Origin of the sequence: Sphingomonas sp. DC1600-2, from assembly GCF_049897605.1 — a bacterium.
In the GTDB taxonomy this organism is placed as follows: domain Bacteria; phylum Pseudomonadota; class Alphaproteobacteria; order Sphingomonadales; family Sphingomonadaceae; genus Sphingomonas.
The window spans coordinates 1-19,944 of the sequence record NZ_JAFCWO010000009.1; the positions used below are offsets into that span (position 1 = coordinate 1).

22 protein-coding genes are annotated in these 19,944 nt (G+C 62.7%); all 22 read left to right on the forward strand.

What is annotated here, in order from left to right; all coding sequences use genetic code 11:
* The first annotated feature begins 143 nt into the window (after positions 1 to 143).
* Positions 144 to 1,160, forward strand: coding sequence for a L,D-transpeptidase family protein (locus tag ACP7BL_RS14495; protein ID WP_426258673.1), 1,017 nt, complete (start codon positions 144 to 146; stop codon positions 1,158 to 1,160).
* A 3-nt stretch (positions 1,161 to 1,163) separates the two neighbouring features.
* Positions 1,164 to 1,772, forward strand: a complete 609-nt coding sequence (locus tag ACP7BL_RS14500; RefSeq protein ID WP_426258674.1) for a M23 family metallopeptidase — start codon at positions 1,164 to 1,166, stop codon at positions 1,770 to 1,772.
* A gap of 37 nt (positions 1,773 to 1,809) precedes the next feature.
* Positions 1,810 to 2,373, forward strand: coding sequence for an elongation factor P (gene efp / locus ACP7BL_RS14505; RefSeq protein WP_126847269.1), 564 nt, complete (start codon positions 1,810 to 1,812; stop codon positions 2,371 to 2,373).
* Between the two features lie 155 nt (positions 2,374 to 2,528).
* Positions 2,529 to 3,341, forward strand: coding sequence for an inositol monophosphatase family protein (locus ACP7BL_RS14510; RefSeq protein WP_033963272.1), 813 nt, complete (start codon positions 2,529 to 2,531; stop codon positions 3,339 to 3,341).
* Between the two features lie 282 nt (positions 3,342 to 3,623).
* Positions 3,624 to 3,998, forward strand: coding sequence for an NADH-quinone oxidoreductase subunit A (ndhC, locus tag ACP7BL_RS14515; protein ID WP_010402587.1), 375 nt, complete (start codon positions 3,624 to 3,626; stop codon positions 3,996 to 3,998).
* The gene (locus tag ACP7BL_RS14520) at positions 3,989 to 4,531 is read left to right on the forward strand and encodes a NuoB/complex I 20 kDa subunit family protein (protein WP_010402589.1); all 543 of its coding nucleotides are present in this window, start codon (positions 3,989 to 3,991) and stop codon (positions 4,529 to 4,531) included. Before ndhC ends, ACP7BL_RS14520 begins: the two co-directional genes overlap by 10 nt.
* Positions 4,528 to 5,355 carry an NADH-quinone oxidoreductase subunit C gene (locus tag ACP7BL_RS14525; RefSeq protein ID WP_426258675.1) on the forward strand — a complete coding sequence of 276 codons (828 nt, stop codon included), beginning with the start codon at positions 4,528 to 4,530 and terminating at the stop codon, positions 5,353 to 5,355. Before ACP7BL_RS14520 ends, ACP7BL_RS14525 begins: the two co-directional genes overlap by 4 nt.
* A complete protein-coding gene (locus ACP7BL_RS14530) occupies positions 5,352 to 6,587 on the forward strand; it encodes an NADH-quinone oxidoreductase subunit D (protein ID WP_426258676.1) in 1,236 nt (411 codons plus the stop codon). Before ACP7BL_RS14525 ends, ACP7BL_RS14530 begins: the two co-directional genes overlap by 4 nt.
* Complete coding sequence (locus tag ACP7BL_RS14535; RefSeq protein WP_033963263.1) at positions 6,584 to 6,922, forward strand: nuclear transport factor 2 family protein; 339 nt, start codon at positions 6,584 to 6,586, stop codon at positions 6,920 to 6,922. The genes ACP7BL_RS14530 and ACP7BL_RS14535 overlap by 4 nt, the downstream gene beginning before the upstream one ends.
* A complete protein-coding gene (locus ACP7BL_RS14540) occupies positions 6,922 to 7,590 on the forward strand; it encodes a complex I 24 kDa subunit family protein (RefSeq protein WP_426258677.1) in 669 nt (222 codons plus the stop codon). Before ACP7BL_RS14535 ends, ACP7BL_RS14540 begins: the two co-directional genes overlap by 1 nt.
* The gene (locus ACP7BL_RS14545) at positions 7,587 to 7,757 is read left to right on the forward strand and encodes a hypothetical protein (RefSeq protein ID WP_156142946.1); all 171 of its coding nucleotides are present in this window, start codon (positions 7,587 to 7,589) and stop codon (positions 7,755 to 7,757) included. The genes ACP7BL_RS14540 and ACP7BL_RS14545 overlap by 4 nt, the downstream gene beginning before the upstream one ends.
* Before the next feature lies 1 nt (position 7,758).
* Positions 7,759 to 9,063: an NADH-quinone oxidoreductase subunit NuoF gene (gene nuoF, locus ACP7BL_RS14550; RefSeq protein ID WP_426258678.1), complete on the forward strand. Its 1,305-nt coding sequence runs from the start codon at positions 7,759 to 7,761 to the stop codon at positions 9,061 to 9,063.
* Positions 9,060 to 9,680, forward strand: a complete 621-nt coding sequence (locus ACP7BL_RS14555) for a hypothetical protein (RefSeq protein WP_426258679.1) — start codon at positions 9,060 to 9,062, stop codon at positions 9,678 to 9,680. The genes nuoF and ACP7BL_RS14555 overlap by 4 nt, the downstream gene beginning before the upstream one ends.
* Positions 9,673 to 11,673: an NADH-quinone oxidoreductase subunit NuoG gene (nuoG, locus tag ACP7BL_RS14560; RefSeq protein ID WP_426258680.1), complete on the forward strand. Its 2,001-nt coding sequence runs from the start codon at positions 9,673 to 9,675 to the stop codon at positions 11,671 to 11,673. Before ACP7BL_RS14555 ends, nuoG begins: the two co-directional genes overlap by 8 nt.
* Entirely contained in the window at positions 11,670 to 12,725 is a 1,056-nt protein-coding gene (nuoH, locus tag ACP7BL_RS14565) for an NADH-quinone oxidoreductase subunit NuoH (protein ID WP_426258681.1), read from the forward strand. Before nuoG ends, nuoH begins: the two co-directional genes overlap by 4 nt.
* Positions 12,722 to 13,207, forward strand: coding sequence for an NADH-quinone oxidoreductase subunit NuoI (gene nuoI, locus ACP7BL_RS14570; RefSeq protein WP_010402602.1), 486 nt, complete (start codon positions 12,722 to 12,724; stop codon positions 13,205 to 13,207). The genes nuoH and nuoI overlap by 4 nt, the downstream gene beginning before the upstream one ends.
* A gap of 33 nt (positions 13,208 to 13,240) precedes the next feature.
* Positions 13,241 to 13,852, forward strand: a complete 612-nt coding sequence (locus ACP7BL_RS14575) for an NADH-quinone oxidoreductase subunit J (protein WP_426258682.1) — start codon at positions 13,241 to 13,243, stop codon at positions 13,850 to 13,852.
* Positions 13,849 to 14,154, forward strand: a complete 306-nt coding sequence (gene nuoK, locus ACP7BL_RS14580; protein ID WP_010402606.1) for an NADH-quinone oxidoreductase subunit NuoK — start codon at positions 13,849 to 13,851, stop codon at positions 14,152 to 14,154. The genes ACP7BL_RS14575 and nuoK overlap by 4 nt, the downstream gene beginning before the upstream one ends.
* Before the next feature lie 7 nt (positions 14,155 to 14,161).
* On the forward strand, positions 14,162 to 16,249 hold the full coding sequence (nuoL, locus tag ACP7BL_RS14585) for an NADH-quinone oxidoreductase subunit L (RefSeq protein ID WP_426258683.1): 2,088 nt from the start codon (positions 14,162 to 14,164) through the stop codon (positions 16,247 to 16,249).
* Complete coding sequence (locus ACP7BL_RS14590; protein ID WP_426258684.1) at positions 16,246 to 17,775, forward strand: NADH-quinone oxidoreductase subunit M; 1,530 nt, start codon at positions 16,246 to 16,248, stop codon at positions 17,773 to 17,775. The genes nuoL and ACP7BL_RS14590 overlap by 4 nt, the downstream gene beginning before the upstream one ends.
* The gene (nuoN, locus tag ACP7BL_RS14595; protein ID WP_426258685.1) at positions 17,772 to 19,211 is read left to right on the forward strand and encodes an NADH-quinone oxidoreductase subunit NuoN; all 1,440 of its coding nucleotides are present in this window, start codon (positions 17,772 to 17,774) and stop codon (positions 19,209 to 19,211) included. Before ACP7BL_RS14590 ends, nuoN begins: the two co-directional genes overlap by 4 nt.
* A gap of 8 nt (positions 19,212 to 19,219) precedes the next feature.
* Positions 19,220 to 19,930, forward strand: a complete 711-nt coding sequence (locus ACP7BL_RS14600) for a biotin--[acetyl-CoA-carboxylase] ligase (RefSeq protein WP_426258706.1) — start codon at positions 19,220 to 19,222, stop codon at positions 19,928 to 19,930.
* Positions 19,931 to 19,944: the final 14 nt, after the last annotated feature.

Below are 19,944 nucleotides of genomic sequence, written 5' to 3' on the forward strand. Positions count from 1 at the left end.
ATGATCAATCGTCGTCGATCAGGCGTCCGCGGCACACCCGCCAAGGTCAATGCGAACGCTGGTCTTGCGGCCAGCGACAAGGTAAACTCGGCCAGCGTCTCGGATGGCAGTCATGAGAGATTACTATGTAGGAGATTGAAGCGATGCGAAAAACCTTGGCCGGATCGGCTTGTCTGGCAATAGCATCGCTTGGCCTTGTTGCGGCCGCGCCGGTGGGAACCATCAGCGCAACGGACACTCCAGCGCTCGATCTTTCGACGTTACATGTGCAGGTCATCCTCGATCATCTTGGCTTCTCGCCCGGCGTGCTGGATGGGCGCGCCGGGAAATCACTGGTGGCGGCGCTCAAGGGCTTTCAGGAAACGCGCGGGCTGCCGCAAACAGGCGAGATGGATCTGACGACGCTGCGCGCGCTGCATCCTTATGCGCAGTGGCGGCCGACCCAGACGATCGCGTTGACCACCGACATGCTGGCCGGGCCGTTCGTCAATCCGCTACCCAAGAACCCGCAACTGCAAGCGAGGCTGACCACGCTCGGATATCGCTCGCCGATGGAGAAGCTCGGCGAGATGTTTCACACCAAGCCGTCGGTCTTGCTCGAATTGAACAGTCCGCAAACCCGGCTGGTGCCGGGCAGCAAGATCGTCGTGCCCAACGCGATCGCCGCCGACCACGCTTATGATCCCAAGCTCCCCGAGAAATGGCGGCAGACGCTCAGCGACCTGAACGTCGACTCGACTCAGCCGACGGGGGCCAAGGTGGTGGTCGACAAGTCCGAGGAGGTGCTGCGCGTTCTGGACAAGGACGGCAAGCTGGTCGCGCAGTTCATGGCGACGATGGGGAGCGAGCATGATCCCTTGCCGATCGGCACCTGGAAGATCCTCGGGCCGTCCTACAATCCGCCCTTCCACTACAATCCCAAGCTGTTCTGGGACGCAAAGAAGGGCGCAAGGGCGGCGTTGCTGCCAGCGGGTCCAAACGGGCCGGTGGGCGTGGTGTGGCTTGATCTGTCCAAGCCGCATTACGGCATCCACGGGACGCCTTCGCCAGAGACGATCGGCCGGGCCGAAAGCCATGGCTGCATCCGCCTGACCAATTGGGATGCGGCGCGGCTGGCGATGATGATCAAGCCGGGCACGCCGGCGGTGTTCCAGGAGTAAACCGTGGGACGGCTGAGTCGTATCGTCCTGTTGGTGATCGCCGTGGTGGCCGCCGGGTGGATCGCCTTGCTGGCGGTGCTGCCCGATGCGCCGCGCACGGCGGGGACACGGGCCTCGCCGCCGGTCCGCCCCGCCGCTGGCGGAGGTGCCGTACAAAGCACTTCCGGGACGCGTCTGATCGTTCCGGTGGCGGGGGTGGCGCGCGGCGCGCTCGCCGATTCCTGGGGCGATCCGCGCGAGAATGGGCTGCGCCTGCATCACGGCACCGACATTGCGGCCCCGGCGGCCAGTCAGGTGCTGGCGGCGGCACCGGGCACGGTCGAGAAGCTGTTCACCAGCGCAGCGGGCGGGACCGCTGTCTATGTGCGTTCGCCCGACCGGCGTTGGACCTATTATTACGCGCATCTCGCGGGTTATGCGCCGGGCCTGCACGAGGGGCAGGGCGTGACGGCTGGGACGTTGCTCGGCTATGTCGGCGATACCGGCAATGCCGGTGCGGGCAATTTCCACCTGCATTTTGGCCTGACGCGCACCACGCCAGAGCAGCATTGGTATGAAGGGGAGGATGTCGACCCCTACCGCTATCTTGCCGGACAGCCCTTGCCCGGCTAAAGGCCGCGCCTTGCTCTTTCCAACTACAGGCACCCCCATGAAGATCAACGCGGTCGAAATCCGTCCCGGCAACATTCTCGAATATGAAGGCGGCATCTGGAAGACGGTGAAAATCCAGCATACCCAGCCGGGCAAGGGCGGTGCCTATATGCAGGTCGAGATGAAGAACCTCATCGACGGCCGCAAGACCAACGTCCGCTTCCGCTCGGCGGAAAGCGTCGAGAAGGTCCGGCTCGATACGGTCGACTTCCAGTTCCTGTTCCGCGAAGGCGACACGCTGACCTTCATGGACAAGATCAATTACGAGCAGATCTCGCTCGACGCCGACATTCTGGGCGATGCCGCCGCCTTCCTGCAGGATGGCATGGATGTCGTAATGGAGCTGTGGGAAGAGCGGCCGATCTCGGTGCAGCTGCCCGACACGATCGAGGCGCTGATCGTCGAGGCCGACGCCGTGGTGAAGGGGCAGACCGCCTCGTCCAGCTACAAGCCCGCGATCCTGGAAAATGGCGTGCGCGTGATGGTGCCGCCGCACATTGGCGCGGGCACGCGCATTGTCGTCGATGTTTATGAACAGAGCTACGTCCGGCGGGCGGATTAACTAATGTCTCCCTCTCCCCGCTTGCGGGGAGAGGGGCGGGGAGAGGGGCGGGGAGAGGGGCTGGATCGAGCGCTGTCGCTCACTGCCCCTCTCCCGCGCTTCGCTTCGCTCGCTTGCCCTCTCCCCCGAAGGGGAGAGGGATAGAAGGAAATATTATGGCATCCCATTCCGGCCTGATGACGATCATGGACCGCGCCGCGCGCAAGGCCGGCCCGCGCCTGCGTCGTGATTTCAACGAGGTTCAGCAGTTGCAGGTCAGCCGCAAGGGGCCAGCCGACTTCGTGTCGATGGCCGACCAGCGTGCCGAGCAGACGCTGTATGAAGAATTGTCGCGCGCGCGGCCTGATTGGGGCTTCCTGATGGAGGAGCGCGGCGAAGTTGCCGGCGACCCCAACAAGCCGCGCTTCATCGTCGATCCGCTCGATGGCACGACCAACTTTCTCCACGGCATTCCGCATTTCGCCATTTCGATCGCGGTCGAGGAGCCGATGCCCAATGGCAAGCGCGAGATCACCTCGGGCCTGATCTATCAGCCGATCACCGACGAAGCGTTCTGGGCCGAAAAGGGGCGCGGCGCGTGGGTGCAGGAGCAGCGCTTGCGCGTTTCGGCGCGCCGCGACCTGGCCGATTCGCTGATCGCGACGGGTATCCCGTTCCTGGGGCACGGCAATTTCGTCGAATGGAGCCGCATTTTCGGTGCGATTGCGCCGGAAGTCGCTGGGATCCGGCGGATGGGATCGGCCGCGCTCGATCTCGCCTGGGTCGCCGCTGGCCGGTATGACGGCTATTGGGAATCGGCGCTGCAGCCGTGGGATGTCGCGGCAGGGCTGTTGCTGGTCAAGGAAGCGGGTGGTTTCGTGACCGATTTCCGCGGCGGCGACCGCATGATGGAGCGCAGCGAATTCCTGGCGGCCAACGACGCGCTGCAATCGCGTTTGCACAAGCTGCTCGCGGGGGCACTCCGCTAAAATTTCGTCTCTCCCTCGACGCGAAGGGGAGCGGTACAATCGAGCACAAACGCGATCGCTTCGTGGCTTTGTGTCTTCGTGCGAGAAGCTGTTTTTGCTCGCACGAAGACACAAACTCATAAAGAGCAGAACCGACTGCCACCGGCTGCGCTTATGGGCGAGACCGTCGGTCCTTGGGGGAAGGATTTTAGTTGCGATTCATTCTCACTCCCGCGACCCTTGCCCCTCAAAGTGCATCGTCCTAAAGCCCACGCACACCTGTTCGCACATGCGAGAAACCCATTGGTTGACCTGTCCCACTATTTGCCGATCCTGCTGTTCCTCGGCGTGGCACTCGCGCTCTCCAGCGCGTTCGTGTTTCTGCCGATGATCGTTGCCCGCCTGACCGGCGCGCACAAGCCGACCCCCGAAAAGCTGAGCGAATATGAGTGCGGCTTCCCCGCGTTCGAAGATCCGCGCAGCCAGTTCGACGTGCGCTTTTATCTCGTCGCCATCCTGTTCATCATCTTCGATCTGGAAGCGGCGTTTCTGTATCCCTGGGCCGTGTCGGTCTTCAAACTTGGCTGGGTCGCCTGGGGCTCGATGATGCTGTTCATCGTCGAACTGGCGCTCGGCCTGGTCTATGCGTGGAAGAAGGGAGCGCTCGAATGGGAGTAGAACTCATCCGTCCGTCCGGTCAGGATATCGTCCAGCCCGACGCATCGTTCTTCAACGATCTCAATGGCGAACTCGGCGACAAGGGTTTCCTCGTCACCTCGACCGAAGAACTGTTCCAGTGGGCGCGTACCGGCTCGCTGTGGTGGATGACCTTCGGGCTCGCCTGCTGCGCGGTCGAGATGATCCACGTCAACATGCCGCGCTATGATCTCGAGCGTTTCGGCGCGGCACCGCGCGCGTCTCCGCGCCAGTCGGACGTGATGATCGTCGCAGGCACGCTGTGCAACAAGATGGCCCCGGCGCTGCGCAAGGTCTATGACCAGATGTCCGAGCCGAAATACGTCATCTCGATGGGGAGCTGCGCCAATGGCGGCGGCTATTACCATTACAGCTATTCGGTGGTGCGTGGCTGCGACCGGATCGTGCCGGTCGACATCTATGTGCCCGGTTGTCCGCCGACCGCCGAAGCGCTGCTCTACGGCATCATGCAGCTTCAGCGGAAGATCCGCCGTGTCGGGACGATTGAACGGTGAAGGCGCCTGCTCCAGCCTATGTCGCCAATGATGGCGTAATCGACACCGCGCGGACCGCGCTCGGTGCCAAATTGCTCGCGCCGGTCGAGGCGGTGGGTGAAGTCGCGCTGCATGTCGATCGCGCCTCGCTGGTCGAGACGATGGTCGCGCTGCGCGACACGCCCGGTCTTGAATATCAGCAGTTGATGGAAATCGCGGGCGTCGATTATCCCGATCGCGGGACCGACCGGTTCGAGGTCGTCTATTGCCTGCTTTCGTTGACGCGCAATCACCGCATCCGCGTGCATGTGCAGACCGATGACGAGAAGCCGGTGCCGTCGGTGACGGGCATCTGGCCGGTCGCGGGCTGGCTCGAGCGCGAAGTGTACGACATGTACGGCGTGCTGTTCTCGGGCAATGGCGATCTTCGCCGCATCCTGACCGATTACGGCTTCCGGGGGCATCCGCAGCGCAAGGACTTTCCGCTCAGCGGCTATGTCGAACTGCGCTATTCGGAAGAAGCCAAGCGCGTTGTATACGAGCCTGTCGCGCTGGCGCAGGATTTCCGCACCTTCGATTTCATGAGTCCTTGGGAAGGCGCGGAATATGTGCTGCCCGGCGACGAAAAGGCGAAGCTGCCTGAGGAAAAGGGCGCGCCGACCCCGCTCAAGGCCGATGAAATCGTCAAGGCCGATGCTGCCGCATCGCCCAAGCAGGCATCGAGTCAGCCCAAAACGACGGACAGCACTGCGCAGTCCGGTGCAGGCAAGGCAGGCCCTGACGCGGGCGAGAAGCCGGCCAATCCCGATGTCGTTCCCTCCAACGGGAAGGGGCAGAACCAGTGACCGACTATCTCGACCAAATCGAACATCGCCTTGACGGGGAAGATCCCGAGGTCGGCGATGTCGAGATTCAGAATTACACGATCAACTTCGGCCCGCAGCATCCCGCCGCGCACGGCGTTTTGCGTCTGGTGATGGAGCTGGACGGTGAAATCGTCGAGCGCGTCGATCCGCATGTCGGGCTGCTGCACCGGGGCACCGAGAAGCTGATCGAGTACAAGACCTATACGCAGGCTTTGCCTTATTTCGACCGGCTCGATTACTGCTCGCCTTTGTGCATGGAGCATAGCTATGTGCTCGCGGTCGAGAAATTGCTCGATCTCGAGGTGCCGCTGCGCGCGCAATATCTGCGCGTGCTGTTCGCCGAGCTGACGCGCATTTCGAACCACATGTTGAACCTCGGTTCGCACGTCATGGACGTCGGCGCGATGACGCCGAACCTGTGGCTGTTCGAAATCCGCGAAGACTGCATGAACTTCTTCGAGCGTGTCTCGGGCGCGCGGATGCACAGCGCCTATTTCCGTCCAGGTGGGGTGCACCAGGATGCGCCGCTGAAGCTGCTGACCGACATCGCCGACTGGCTCGATACGCGTTTGCCGCGACTGTTCGAGGACGCGATCTCGCTCGTGGCGGACAACCGCATCTTCAAGCAGCGCAACGTCGATATCGCCACGGTCAGCCGTGACGATGCGATCAAGTGGGGCTTTTCGGGTCCGATGATCCGTGGCTCGGGTATCGCTTGGGATCTGCGCAAGTCGCAGCCTTACGATGTTTACGCCAAGATGGATTTTGACGTACCGGTCGGCACGCGCGGCGATTGCTATGACCGGTTCATGGTGCGCGTTGAGGAAGTCCGCCAGTCGGCGCGGATCATGAAGCAGTGCTTGCGCGATATGCCGGAGGGGCCGATCGCGTCGCTCGACCGCAAGGTAGTGCCGCCCAAGCGCGCCGAGATGAAACGCTCGATGGAAGCATTGATCCATCACTTCAAGCTGTACACCGAAGGCTATCACGTGCCCGCAGGCGACGTGTATATCGCGACCGAAAGCCCCAAGGGCGAGTTCGGCGTGTATCTGGTCGCGGACGGCACCAACAAGCCGTATCGCTGCAAGATCCGCCCGACCGCCTTCTCGCATCTGCAGGCGATGGACTTCATGGCCAAGGGCCACATGCTCGCCGATACGACCGCGATTCTGGGCGCGATGGATATCGTGTTCGGGGAGTGCGACCGGTGAGCAGCGCACGTCTCGCCACCGCGCATCGCATGATCGCGCTGTACAACGCGCAGGATGCGGACGGCTACGTCGCGGAAATGACCGGCGATGCGTGCGAGGCAATGTACCGCGGTGCCGTGGTACGCGACGGGCAGGAGGGTGTTCGCGCAGGGCTGAAGGCGATGTTCACGCAATATCCCGAGAACCGTGCCGAAGTGCTGTCGTCCTATGTCCTGGGCGATACCGTGGTGTTGCACGAAAACGTCTCGCGCGGTCCCGGTGGCGAGCAGTTCGAAGTCATGTCCCTTTATTCGTTTGAGGGCGACAAGGTCGCCCGCGTGGAGTTCATCCGCTAATGGCCGACGCGCCCAAAATTCCTGACGAAGCCGAGACCCGCGCGCGCTGGGGCGCGTTTGCGTGGAATGAGGAAAACCAGAAGAAAGCGAACGAGATTCTCGGTCGCTATCCCAAGGGCCGCGAGCAATCGGCATCGATCCCGTTCCTTGATCTGGCGCAGCGCCAGGTTGGTGCCGAGACGCAGACGCAAGGCTGGCTGCCGGTGCCGGTGATCGAGTTCGTCGCTCGGCAGATCGGCGTACCGTATATGCGCGTGTATGAGGTCGCGACCTTCTACACGATGTTCAACATGGCCCCGGTCGGCCGCTATCACGTTCAGGTGTGCGGCACGACGCCGTGCATGCTGGGCGGCAGCGACGACGTGCTGTCGGCGTGCAAGAATAAGGGCCTGTCCAAGGGCCATACCACCCCGGACGGCCTGTTCACACTGACCGAGGTCGAGTGTCTGGGCGCGTGCGCCAATGCTCCAATGGTGCAGATCAACGACGATAATTTCGAGGATCTGGACTACGACAAGACCATCGCGCTGCTCGAGGCGCTGGCCGAGGGGAAGCCGGTGACGGTGGGGTCGCAGACCGGGCGCCGCGATAGCTGCCCGGCAGGCGGGCCGACCTCGCTCAAGGACATGGTTGCCGAGAACCACGATTATCGCGGGGAATGGGCATGAACAAAAACACCATCATACTGATCCTGGCGATCATCGGCGGCATCGTGGTCGCGGGTTGGGTGTTGCGGCTGACGCTGTCGCTGCTCGGGCCGCTGGTCGTGATCGGGCTTGGCGTGGTGATCTATCTCGCGCTCACCGGCAACAAGCGGATCGGGGGGGGCAAGTAACGTGCTCGCGGACAAGGATCGCATTTTCACCAATGTCTACGGCTTCCAGCCGTGGACGCTCGACGCCGCGATCATGCGTGGCGATTGGGATGACACCAAGGGCCTGATGGCGCGCGGGCAGGATGCCCTGATCGACGCGGTCAAGGCGTCTGGCCTGCGCGGCCGTGGCGGCGCGGGTTTTCCGACCGGCACCAAATGGTCGTTCATGCCCAAGGAACCGAAGGCCGATCGCCCGAACTTCCTGGTGATCAACGCCGACGAATCCGAGCCGGGTTCGTGCAAGGACCGCGAGATCATCCGGCATGACCCGCACAAGCTGATCGAAGGCGCGCTGATCGCGGGCTATGCGATGCGCGCGCGCGCCGCCTATATCTACATTCGCGGCGAATATATCCGCGAAGCCGAAGTGCTGTTCGCGGCCGTCGCCGAGGCGTATGCCAAGGGTCTGATCGGCAAGAATGCGAGCGGATCGGGCTATGATTTCGACGTGTTCGTCCATCGCGGCGCAGGTGCCTATATCTGCGGTGAAGAAACCGCGATGCTCGAAAGCCTTGAGGGCAAGAAGGGCCAGCCGCGGCTGAAGCCGCCGTTTCCGGCGGGTGCTGGCCTGTATGGCTGCCCGACCACGGTGAACAACGTGGAGTCGATCGCAGTCGTGCCGACGATCCTGCGGCGTTCGCCGGAATGGTTCGCCAGCTTTGGTGCCGAGAACAATCGCGGGACCAAGCTGTTCCAGATCAGCGGCCATGTGAACACGCCGTGCGTGGTCGAAGAAGCGATGTCGATCACCTTCCGCGAACTGATCGAAACGCATTGCGGCGGCATTCGCGGCGGGTGGGACAATCTGCTCGCGGTGATCCCGGGCGGGTCGTCGGTGCCGTTGGTGCCAGCGGCCGAGATCATGGACTGCCCGATGGATTTCGACGGCCTGAAGAAGGTCGGCTCGGGTCTCGGTACGGCGGCGGTCATCGTGATGGACAAGTCGACCGACATCGTCCGCGCGATCAGCCGCTTGTCCTATTTCTACAAGCATGAGAGCTGCGGCCAGTGCACGCCGTGCCGCGAGGGCACGGGCTGGATGTGGCGCGTGATGGAGCGGATGCGCACCGGCGACGCGGACATCTCCGAAATCGATACGCTGTATCAGGTGACCAAGCAGGTCGAGGGCCACACGATCTGTGCGCTCGGCGATGCGGCGGCCTGGCCGATCCAGGGCCTGATCAAGCACTTCCGCCCCGAAATGGAGCGGCGCATCACCGAAAAGCGTGGTGGTGGGTCGAGCCCGATGATGGAGGCGGCGGAATGAGCGTGCTTGTCGCTCTCGCGTTGATTTCGGCTGCGCCCGCAAAACGGGAAGTGGGAGTTGGCGAAGCACGAAAAACAATGATGGCGTTTGCAGCCTGTCTGCAAAATCGCGCGGGTTTTAAATTGCGGAAAATCCTCGATCTTCCCGTTGGAGCCAAGGCGACGCGCGATCGCTGGAGAAGCCTCCTTGACGAAGGTTGCCTCGACATTGAAGGTACGCTTCGATTTCAACCCAATGTGATGCGTGGAGCTTTTTACGAAATTATTTATCGCATGGATTTCGGTAAGTTTCCAGCGGTTGTAACGTTCGATGACGTCGCGCCGATAGCCTATCCGGTATCGCAAGAAGATCAATATCGCGACGGCGCGAAGTATCGGCTTGAGATGGAAGTGGGCGATTGCATGGTCCGCGCAGACCCTGCGGCAGCGCGCACGCTTATCCTGACAGATGTTGAAAGCGATCAGGAAACGGCGTCCATCAAAGCGCTAGTGCCTGTTGTTTCGAAGTGCATGGACGCTGGGCGTACCGTTACATTGAGTACATCCATTATGCGAGGCCTAGCTGCCGAAGCCCTTTATCGTCTCAGCGTCGCGAAACGGAATGCTCCACATGCCTAAACTTAAAGTCGATGGCGTCGAGATCGAAGTACCCGCTGGTGCCACCGTGCTCCAGGCGTGCGAGCTCGCCGGCAAAGAAATCCCGCGCTTCTGCTATCATGAGCGCCTGAGCATCGCGGGCAATTGCCGCATGTGCCTGGTCGAGGTGAAGCCAGGGCCGCCCAAGCCGCAAGCGTCGTGCGCGTTGCCTGCTGCGGAGAATCAGGAGATCTTCACCAACTCGCCGATGGTGAAGAATGCGCGCGAAGGGGTGATGGAGTTCCTGCTCATCAACCATCCGCTCGATTGCCCGATTTGCGATCAGGGTGGCGAATGCGATTTGCAGGACCAGTCGGTCGCTTATGGCCGTGGCCAGTCGCGTTATGACGAGAATAAGCGCGCGGTCACCGAGAAATATATGGGACCGATCGTCAAGACGGTGATGACGCGCTGCATCCAGTGCACGCGCTGCATCCGTTTTGCCGAGGAAGTGGCCGGCGTCGAGGAAATCGGCGCGATCGGGCGCGGCGAGAACATGCAGATCGTGTCGTATCTCGAACATGCCGTGACGAGCGAGCTGTCGGGCAATGTCGTCGACCTGTGTCCGGTCGGCGCGCTGACCTCGAAGCCGTATCAGTTCGAGGCGCGCCCGTGGGAGCTGAAGAAGACGCTGACCATCGACGTGATGGACGCGGTCGGCACCAACATCCGGCTCGATTCACGCGGTCGCCAGGTTCTGCGCGCGCTGCCGCGCATCAACGAGGACGTGAACGAGGAATGGGCCAGCGACAAGACGCGCCATGTCGTTGACGGGCTGGTCCGCCGCCGCCTCGACAAGCCGTATATCCGTAAAGGTGGCCGCCTGACCGAAGCATCGTGGGATGCGGCATTCCTGGCGATCTCGCAGGTCGATGCGGGCGCGAGCGTGGCTGCGGTTGCGGGCGATCTGGTCGATTGCGAAACGATGTATGCCACCAAGGCGTTGCTCGGCAGCATGGGCTCGACCCTGCTCGAAGGCCGCCAGACCGGCATGGATTACGACACGTCGAGCCTGGCTGCGGTCAATTTCAACACGACGATCGCGGGCACCGAAAAGGCCGATGTGATCCTGATCGTGGGCAGCAACGTGCGCTGGGAAGCGCCGCTGGTGAACACGCGCATCCGCAAGGCGATCAAGAAGGGCGCAAAGGTCTTCGCGATCGGGCCGGAAACCGAGCTGACCTATAAGGTCGAGTGGCTGGGTGCCGATCTTGGCGTGCTCGGCAATCTGCCCGAGGCAGTGACCGAGGCGTTCGCCAAGGCCGAGCGTCCGATGGTGATCGTCGGCGGGGCTGGGCTCAAGGTGTTGGGTGCGGCACTCGCGCTGGTGCCGTCGCTGGGGCTGGTGAAAGAGGGCTGGAACGGCTTCAACGTACTGCACATGGCGGCGAGCCGCATGGGCGGGTTGATGCTGGGCTATGCGCAGAAGGGCGGCATTGCCGACCTGGTCGCGGCCAAGCCGAAGCTCGCTTTCTTCCTGGGCGCGGACGAGGTCGATTTCGGCGCGTTTTCGGACAGCTTCAAAGTCTATATCGGCCATCATGGCGACAAGGGTGCGGCTGCGGCGGACGTGGTTCTGCCGGCGGCGAGCTATGCCGAGAAGTCGGGCACCTATGTTAATCTCGAAGGCCGGGTGCAGCGCGGCGAGCGCGCCGTATTCCCGCCGGGCGATGCCCGCGAGGATTGGACGATCCTGCGCGCCCTGTCGGGCGTGATGGGCAAGACGCTGCCGTTCGACACGATCGAGGAACTGCGCGCAGCGATGGCGGTGGATACGCCGGCGCTCGGAACGCTGGGGCTGGCGGCGTTCGATTGGGCACCGCCTGCGCTCGACGCGGCGGCTGCGGGCGAGATCGCGGGCTATCCGATCAAGGATTTCTATCTGACGAACGCGATCTGTCGCGCGTCGCCGACGATGCAGCGCTGCTCGGCTGAACTTGTCCACGGCCAGGAATTCGCGGAGGCGGCGGAATGACCAGTTTCTTCACCTACCGTTTCGGCCTTCCGTTTGGCTGGGCGTGGTTCCTTGCCACGCTGATGGACATCTTGCTGATCGCGCTGCCGGTGATGCTGGCGGTGGCGATGCTGATCTATGCCGATCGCAAGATCTGGGCGTCGATGGCGCTGCGCCGGGGCCCGAACGTGGTCGGCCCGCTCGGGCTGCTGCAGTCGTTTGCGGACGGCCTGAAGGTGTTCCTGCAGGAAACGATCGTTCCGGCCGCCGCCAACAAGGCGCTGTTCCTGATCGCGCCGATCATCACCTTTACGGTCGCGTTGATCGTGTGGGCGGTGGTGCCGTTCGATGCGCGCGCGGCGCTCGCCGATATCAATGTCGGCTTGCTCTATGTGCTCGCGGCCTCGTCGCTTGGCGTTTACGGCATCATTCTCGCGGGTTGGGCGTCCAACTCCAAATATCCGTTCTTCTCGGCGATCCGTGCCGCCGCGCAAATGGTGAGCTATGAAGTCGCGATCGGTTTCGTGCTGATCTCGATCGTGCTGTGGAGCGGCAGTTTTAACCTGACCACAATCGTCGAAGCGCAGAAGAGCGTGATGGGGACGCCGGTCAATGGCTTCTTCCTGAACCCCTTGCTGTTCCCGATGGCGGTGGTGTTCTTCATCTCGTCGCTGGCCGAAACGCAGCGCGCGCCGTTCGATCTGGCCGAGGCCGAGAGCGAGCTGGTCGCGGGCTATCAGACTGAATATTCGTCGATGGCGTTCGCGCTTTATTGGCTTGGTGAATATGCCAACGTTATTCTGATGTGCGCCTTGAACGCGACGTTGTTCTGGGGTGGGTATCTGCCGCCGCTCGACATTCCGATCCTGTACGCGGTGCCGGGGATCCTCTGGCTGTTTATCAAGATCCTGCTGTTCTTCTTCGTGTTCAGCTGGGTGAAGGCGACCGTCCCGCGTTACCGCTATGACCAGCTGATGCGGCTGGGGTGGAAGATCTTCCTGCCGCTGTCGCTGTTCTGGGTGTTCCTGGTGTCCGGCTTCCTCATGCTGACCCGCGTTGGAGTTCCGTCATGAGCCTTGCTCAGATCATCAAATCCTACACGCTTTGGGAGTTCCTCAAGGCGCATACGCTGACCCTGAAGTATTTCTTCAAGGCGAAGGCGACGATCAACTATCCGTTCGAGAAGAACCCGCTCAGCCCCCGCTTCCGCGGCGAGCATGTGCTGCGGCGCTACCCGAATGGCGAGGAACGCTGCATCGCGTGCAAGCTGTGCGAGGCGGTGTGCCCGGCACAGGCGATCACGATCGAGGCCGAACCGCGTGACGACGGCAGCCGCCGCACGACGCGCTACGACATCGACATGACCAAGTGCATCTTCTGCGGCCTGTGCCAGGAAGCGTGCCCGGTCGATGCCGTCGTCGAAGGGCCGAATTTCGAATATGCGACCGAAACGCGCGAGGAACTGATTTACGACAAGGCGAAATTGCTCGCCAACGGGGATCGCTGGGAAAGCGCCATCGCGGCGAACCTTGCCGCCGATGCGCCGTACCGTTAATCGCCAGCCGACTGTAAGGGGCCCACTGATTCCGTGATACAGGCACTCGCCTTTTATCTCTTCGCGACGATCGTTATCGTGTCGGCCGCGTTGACGATTACCGCCCGCAACCCGGTCCATGCCGTGCTGTGGCTGATCCTCGCTTTCTTCAACGCCGCCGGCCTGATGGTGCTGGTGGGGGCGGAGTTCATCGCGATGCTGCTCGTCATCGTCTACGTGGGGGCGGTCGCCGTGCTGTTCCTGTTCGTGGTGATGATGCTCAACATCGATTTCGCCGAGCTGCGCGCCGGCTTCGTGCGCTATGCAGCGCTCGGTGCTTTGCTGGCGATCGGGCTGGCGGCGGAGATCATGGTCGCCTTTGGTGCCTGGAGCGCGGGCAAGATCGAACTCGCTCGCCGCGCCGCGCCGACGCCGGAAACGGTGCCGAATATCGAGGCGATCGGGATGCTGCTCTACACGCGCTATCTGTTCGTGTTCGAAGGGGCAGGGCTGGTGCTGCTGGTCGCGATGATCGGCGCGATCGTGCTGACGCACCGTGACCGCACCGGATCGCGCAAGCAGAACATCGCACGCCAGAATGCGCGGCGTCCGCAGGATGCGACGCGCAACACGCAGCCGACTGTCGGCGGAGGGATAGACCTGTGATTGGGCTCGGCCATTATCTCGTCGTCGGGGCGATCCTGTTCGCGCTCGGCGTGTTCGGCATCATCGCCAATCGCAAGAATCTGATCGTCATGCTGATGGCGATCGAGTTGATCCTGCTGGCGGTGAACCTGAATTTCGTGGCCTTTTCGGGCTATCTGCATGACCTGGTGGGCCAAGTGTTCGCGATGTTCGTGCTGACGGTGGCGGCTGGCGAGGCCGCGATCGGGCTGGCCATTCTCGTTATCTATTTCCGCAGCCGCGGGACGATCTCGGTTGACGATGTCAACCGGATGAAGGGGTGATCGCGACGTGACTTCGATCCTTTTCATCGTTTTCCTGCCGCTGCTGGCGGCGATCGTCGCGGGCTTCTCGAACAAGACGTTCGGGGCGGTGCTGCCGAAGATCGTGACGACGGGCGCGCTGTTCGTTTCGGCCGTGCTGAGTTGGACGGTGTTCATTCCGTATCTGAGCGGTGGCGAAGCCACGGTGACGCCGGTGCTCGACTGGATCCACTCGGGCGACATGCGCATCGACTGGGCGCTGCGCGTCGATGCGCTGACGGCCGTGATGCTCGTGGTGATCACCAGCGTCTCGGCGCTCGTACATCTGTATAGCTGGGGCTATATGGATGAGGACCCGGATCAGCCGCGCTTCTTCGCCTATCTGTCGCTGTTCACCTTCGCCATGCTGATGCTGGTGACCGCTGATAACCTGGTCCAGATGTTCTTCGGCTGGGAAGGCGTGGGTCTCGCGTCCTACCTGCTGATCGGCTTCTGGTTCCGTAAGCCAAGCGCCAATGCCGCCGCGATCAAGGCGTTTGTCGTGAACCGCGTCGGCGACCTTGGTTTCATGCTCGGCATCTTCGGCACCTATCTGGTGTTCCACACCATCTCGATCCCTGAAATCCTGCGGCTTGCGCCCGGGATGGCGGGTTCGACGATCGGGTTCGTCGGCTATCGCATCGATACGATGACGCTGCTGTGCCTGCTGCTGTTCGTCGGTGCGATGGGCAAGTCGGCGCAGCTCGGTCTGCACACCTGGTTGCCGGACGCGATGGAAGGTCCGACCCCGGTGTCGGCGCTGATCCACGCGGCGACGATGGTCACCGCGGGCGTGTTCATGGTGTGCCGCCTGTCGCCGATGTTCGAAACTTCGCCCTTCGCGCTGCATGTCGTGATGACGATCGGTGCGGCGACCTGCCTGTTCGCGGCGACGGTCGGGCTGGTGCAGACCGACATCAAGCGCGTGATCGCCTATTCGACCTGTTCGCAGCTCGGCTACATGTTCTTCGCGGCTGGCTGCGGCGCTTATGGCGCGGCGATGTTCCACCTGTTCACGCACGCTTTCTTCAAGGCGCTGCTGTTCCTGGGTGCCGGTTCTGTGATCCATGCGATGCATCACGAGCAGGACATGCGCTATTATGGCGGCCTGCGGAAACACATCCCGCTGACCTTCTGGGGCATGATGATGGGAACGCTGGCGATTACCGGCGTTGGCATTCCGGCGGTGTTCGGCAATCCGATCGCCTTTGGCTTTGCGGGCTTCCATTCGAAGGACGCGATCATCGAAGGCGCTTGGGCTGCTGGCCAGCATGGCGCGTCGATCGTCGGTATCATCGTTGCGTTGCTCACCAGCTTCTATTCGTGGCGTCTGATGTTCCTGACCTTCTGGGGCAAGCCGCGCTGGGAGCAATCCGAGCATATTCAGCACGCGCTGCACGATGCGCATGGCCACGGCCATGACGATCATGGTCACGACGACCATGCTCACGCGCATGCCGATCATGGCCATGGCCATGCGGCGCATAGCGACGGGACTGGTGGCTATCATCCACATGAGAGCCCGTTCCCGATGCTGGTCCCGCTGGTCCTGCTGTCAATCGGTGCGGTGTTCGCTGGCTTCGTATTCCACGGCTATTTCATCGAGCCGAGCGCAGGCGAGGCCTATTGGCACGGCGCGATCGCGTTCCGCGAGCATCTGATGCACGCGATGCACGAGGTGCCGCTGGGTGTGAAACTGTCGGCATCGGCGGCAATGCTGCTCGGTCTGCTGGGCGCGTACGTCTTCTATATCCGAGCGCCGGAAGCCCCGCGTAAGCTGGCGGCGACCTATCGTCCGATCTACCTGTTCCTGTTGAACAAATGGTATTTCGACGAACTCTACAACCTGCTGTTCGTGAGGCCTGCCTTCGCGCTCGGTCGCTTCTTCTGGCACCGTGGTGACGAGAAGACGATCAATCGTCTGGGGCCGGATGGTGCCGCGTGGATCGTCGAACGGAGCTCGCGCGTCGCTGGCAGGGTCCAATCGGGATATGTATACACTTATGCGTTCGTCATGCTGCTGGGGCTAACCGGGGCCGTGACCTGGGCGATCAACATTTGGGCGACGAGCAAGTGAGCGGCCTTCCCATGCTATCGATCATGCTCGCCATCCCGGCGATCGCAGCCATTGCCTGTCTCTTTGCCAGTGCGCAGGGCGCGCGCTGGATCGCGCTGATTGCCACGCTGGTCGATCTCGTGCTCGGGATCGGGCTGTGGGCCAATTTCGACATTGGCGGGCCGCAGTGGCAATTCGTCGAGAATGCCGGCAGCCTGGGCGTGTTCAGCTGGAAGCTCGGCATTGACGGCTTCGCGCTGATGCTGGTGATGCTGAGCGTGTTCCTGATGCCGATCTGCATCGGCGCGAGCTGGGTGGCGGTCACGGAGCGCGTGCAGGAATATATGGCGGCGTTCCTGATCACCGAAATGCTGATGATCGGCACGTTTGCGGCGCAGGACATGTTCCTGTTCTACATCTTCTTCGAGGCTGGTCTGATCCCGATGTACCTGATCATCGGCATCTGGGGCGGCGCGAACCGCATCTACGCGTCGTACAAGTTCTTCCTGTACACGCTGCTCGGCTCGCTGCTGATGCTCGTCGCGATGCTGTGGATGGTCAGCTATTCGGGCACCAGCGACATTCCGACGCTGCTGGGCACCGATTTCCCGGTGCGCGTGCAGCCGTGGCTGTGGCTCGCTTTCTTCGCGTCGTTCGCGGTGAAGATGCCGATGTGGCCGTTCCACACCTGGTTGCCTGATGCGCACGTGCAGGCACCGACGGCAGGTTCTGTGATCCTAGCCGGCGTCTTGCTGAAGCTCGGCGGATACGGCTTCCTGCGCTTCTCGCTGCCGATGTTCCCGGAGGCCTCGGCGCAGTTCGGCTGGCTGATCCTGTCGCTGTCGGCGATTGCGGTGATCTACACCTCGCTGGTCGCGTTGGTGCAGTCCGACATGAAGAAGCTGATCGCCTATTCCTCGGTTGCCCACATGGCGATCGTGACGATCGGCCTGTTCGCCTTCAACCGTCAGGGTCTGGAGGGCGCGATGATCGTCATGCTGAGCCATGGTCTGGTATCGGCGGCGTTGTTCCTGTGCGTCGGCGTGATCTATGACCGGCTGCACACCCGCGAGATCAGCCGTTATGGTGGCCTTGCGATCAACATGCCGCGCTATGCCCTGCTGTTCATGATTTTCACGATGGCATCGGTCGGCTTGCCGGGCACGAGCGGTTTCGTCGGTGAATTCCTGTCGCTGGCCGGGACGTATCGGGTGTCGACGCTGGCAACCTTGCTGTGCACCACCGGGATCATCCTGGGGGCTGCCTATATGCTGTATCTGTATCGCCGCGTGGTGTTTGGGGAGATCGTCCATGACGATGTCCGCGCCATGCCGGATTTGAGCCTGCGGGAGATTGCGTTGCTGGCCCCGATTGCCGCCGTTGTGTTGTGGATGGGGGTGTACCCTGAGAGCTTCCTTGCGCCCATGCGCGGCGATGTGGCGACCTTGCAGGCGCGGATCGCGCGGGCAGCGCCGGCTGGGGATTCTCTCCCGACCGCTGGCAAGGCGCTGGCGACACCCGCCGAACATGCGGAGGCACGGCCATGAACGCTTCGCTGTTGATGACCTTGCCGGAACTGGTGCTGGCGGTTGGCGCGATCGCGTTGATGCTGGTGTCGGCTTGGGGTGGACAAGCCTCCACCCGGTTGGTGTCCTGGGCATCGGTTGCGGTGCTGATCGGCGCTGGCATTGCGCTGATGGGCCCCGCTTCTTCGGGTGGTTCGGCTTTTGGTGGGCTGTACCGTGCCGATGCCTTTGCCGCCTTTGCCAAAGTGCTGATCTATGGCGCGTCGGCCGTAGCAATTATCCTGGCCCCGCGCTTCTTCGCGATTGGTCGCGGCGACGATCTGCGTCCTGAATATCCGGTGCTGATCCTGCTGTCGGCTGCGGGCATGGGCATGATGGTGTCGGCGGGCGATCTGTTGACGCTGTATGTCGGCCTCGAACTGCAGAGCCTTGCGGCCTATGTGCTGGCAAGCTTCATGCGGCGCGATGTGCGCTCGGCCGAAGCGGGTTTGAAGTATTTCGTGCTGGGCGCGCTGGCGAGCGGCATCCTGCTTTACGGCATCAGCCTGGTCTATGGCTTCAGCGGGACCACGTTGTTCTCGTCGATTGCCACCGCTTATGGCGCTGGCCAGTCGCTTGGATTGACCTTCGGTCTCGTGTTCGTGTTTGCCGGGCTGGCGTTCAAGATGAGCGCGGTGCCGTTCCACATGTGGACCCCCGACGTGTACGAAGGCGCGCCGACGCCGGTGACGGCGTTCTTCGCCTCGGCCCCCAAGGTAGCGGCGATCGGGCTGGCGGTGCGCGTTGCGGTCGAGGCAATGGGCCCTGCGACCGACCAATGGCGGCAAATCGTGATCTTCGCGGCGCTTGCCTCGATCATCTTCGGTGCGGTTGCGGCGATCGGGCAGACCAACGTCAAGCGCCTGCTGGCCTATTCGTCGATCAACAATGTCGGCTTCGTGCTGATCGGTCTTGCCGCCGGTACGCAGGACGGCGTGGCGGCAGTGCTGTTCTACCTTACGGTCTATGTCGTGATGACGCTGGGCAGCTTCATCGTGGTGCTGCAGATGAAGGATAGCGAGGGGCAACCGGTCGAGACGATCGTCAGCCTGGCGGGCCTGTCGCGCTCGCGTCCGGCGCTGGCTTTGGCGATGGCGACCTTCATGTTCTCGCTGGCGGGCATCCCGCCGCTGCTGGGCTTCAATGCCAAGCTGGCGGTGTTCAACGCCGCAGTGCACGGTGGTTTGTATCCGCTGGCGGTCGCAGGTTTTGTCGCGTCGGTGATCGGTGCCTATTATTACCTGCGCGTGGTCAAGGTGATGTACTTTGACGCACCGGGCGAGGCCTATAGCGGTCGCGCCACGCCGGTGGAGAGCCTGCTGGTTACGCTAGCGGCGCTGTTCGTCTCGCCGGTCGGGTGGCTGACCTTGGGTACGCTCGGCGTGTGGACCACCACCGCCGCCAAGGCGCTGTTCTGACGGTTACGATCCGCACCGTCGCCGAGACGGGGTCGACCAACGCCGACATGCTGCAGCTTGCCCGTTCCGGGGTAGGCGAGGGGCTGTGGTTGCGTGCCGAGCGACAGCTTGGCGGGCGCGGGCGGCAAGGGCGGGCGTGGGTGTCGCCGGTTGGCAATTTCTACGGTTCGACGCTGGTGCGGGTGCGCGCGAGCGATCCGCCGCCCGCAACGCTGGCGCTGGTGGCGGCGGTCACGTTGGACGAGGTCGTGCGGGCCTATCTTGGCCTTTCGGGGGCGGATGAGGCGCTGCTGATCAAATGGCCCAATGATTTGCTGATTGCGGGTGCGAAGCTCTCGGGCATTTTGCTCGAACGGGCCGATGACGCGGTAGTGGTGGGGATCGGCGTCAATCTTGCCCATTACCCGGATGATACCGATCGCGCCGCCACCAGCCTCGCGGCGCGGGGCGCGGGCGTTGACCCGGCCGACTTCGCCCAAACCCTGGCCGAGTCGTATGCTCGCTGGCTCGGCCTGTGGCGAGGGCAGGGGCTTGCGCCCGTCCGGGCGCGCTGGATCGAACGGGCGCACCGCCCAGGTACCGCGCTGACCGCGCGTCTCGCCGATGGCACGGCGGTGGACGGCTTGTTCGACGGGCTGGGCGAGGACGGTGCCCTTATCCTGCGCTTGGCGGATGGCGCGGCCCGTGTCATTCACGCTGGTGACGTTTTTCTGCTGTGAGAGGCTCTACGCCC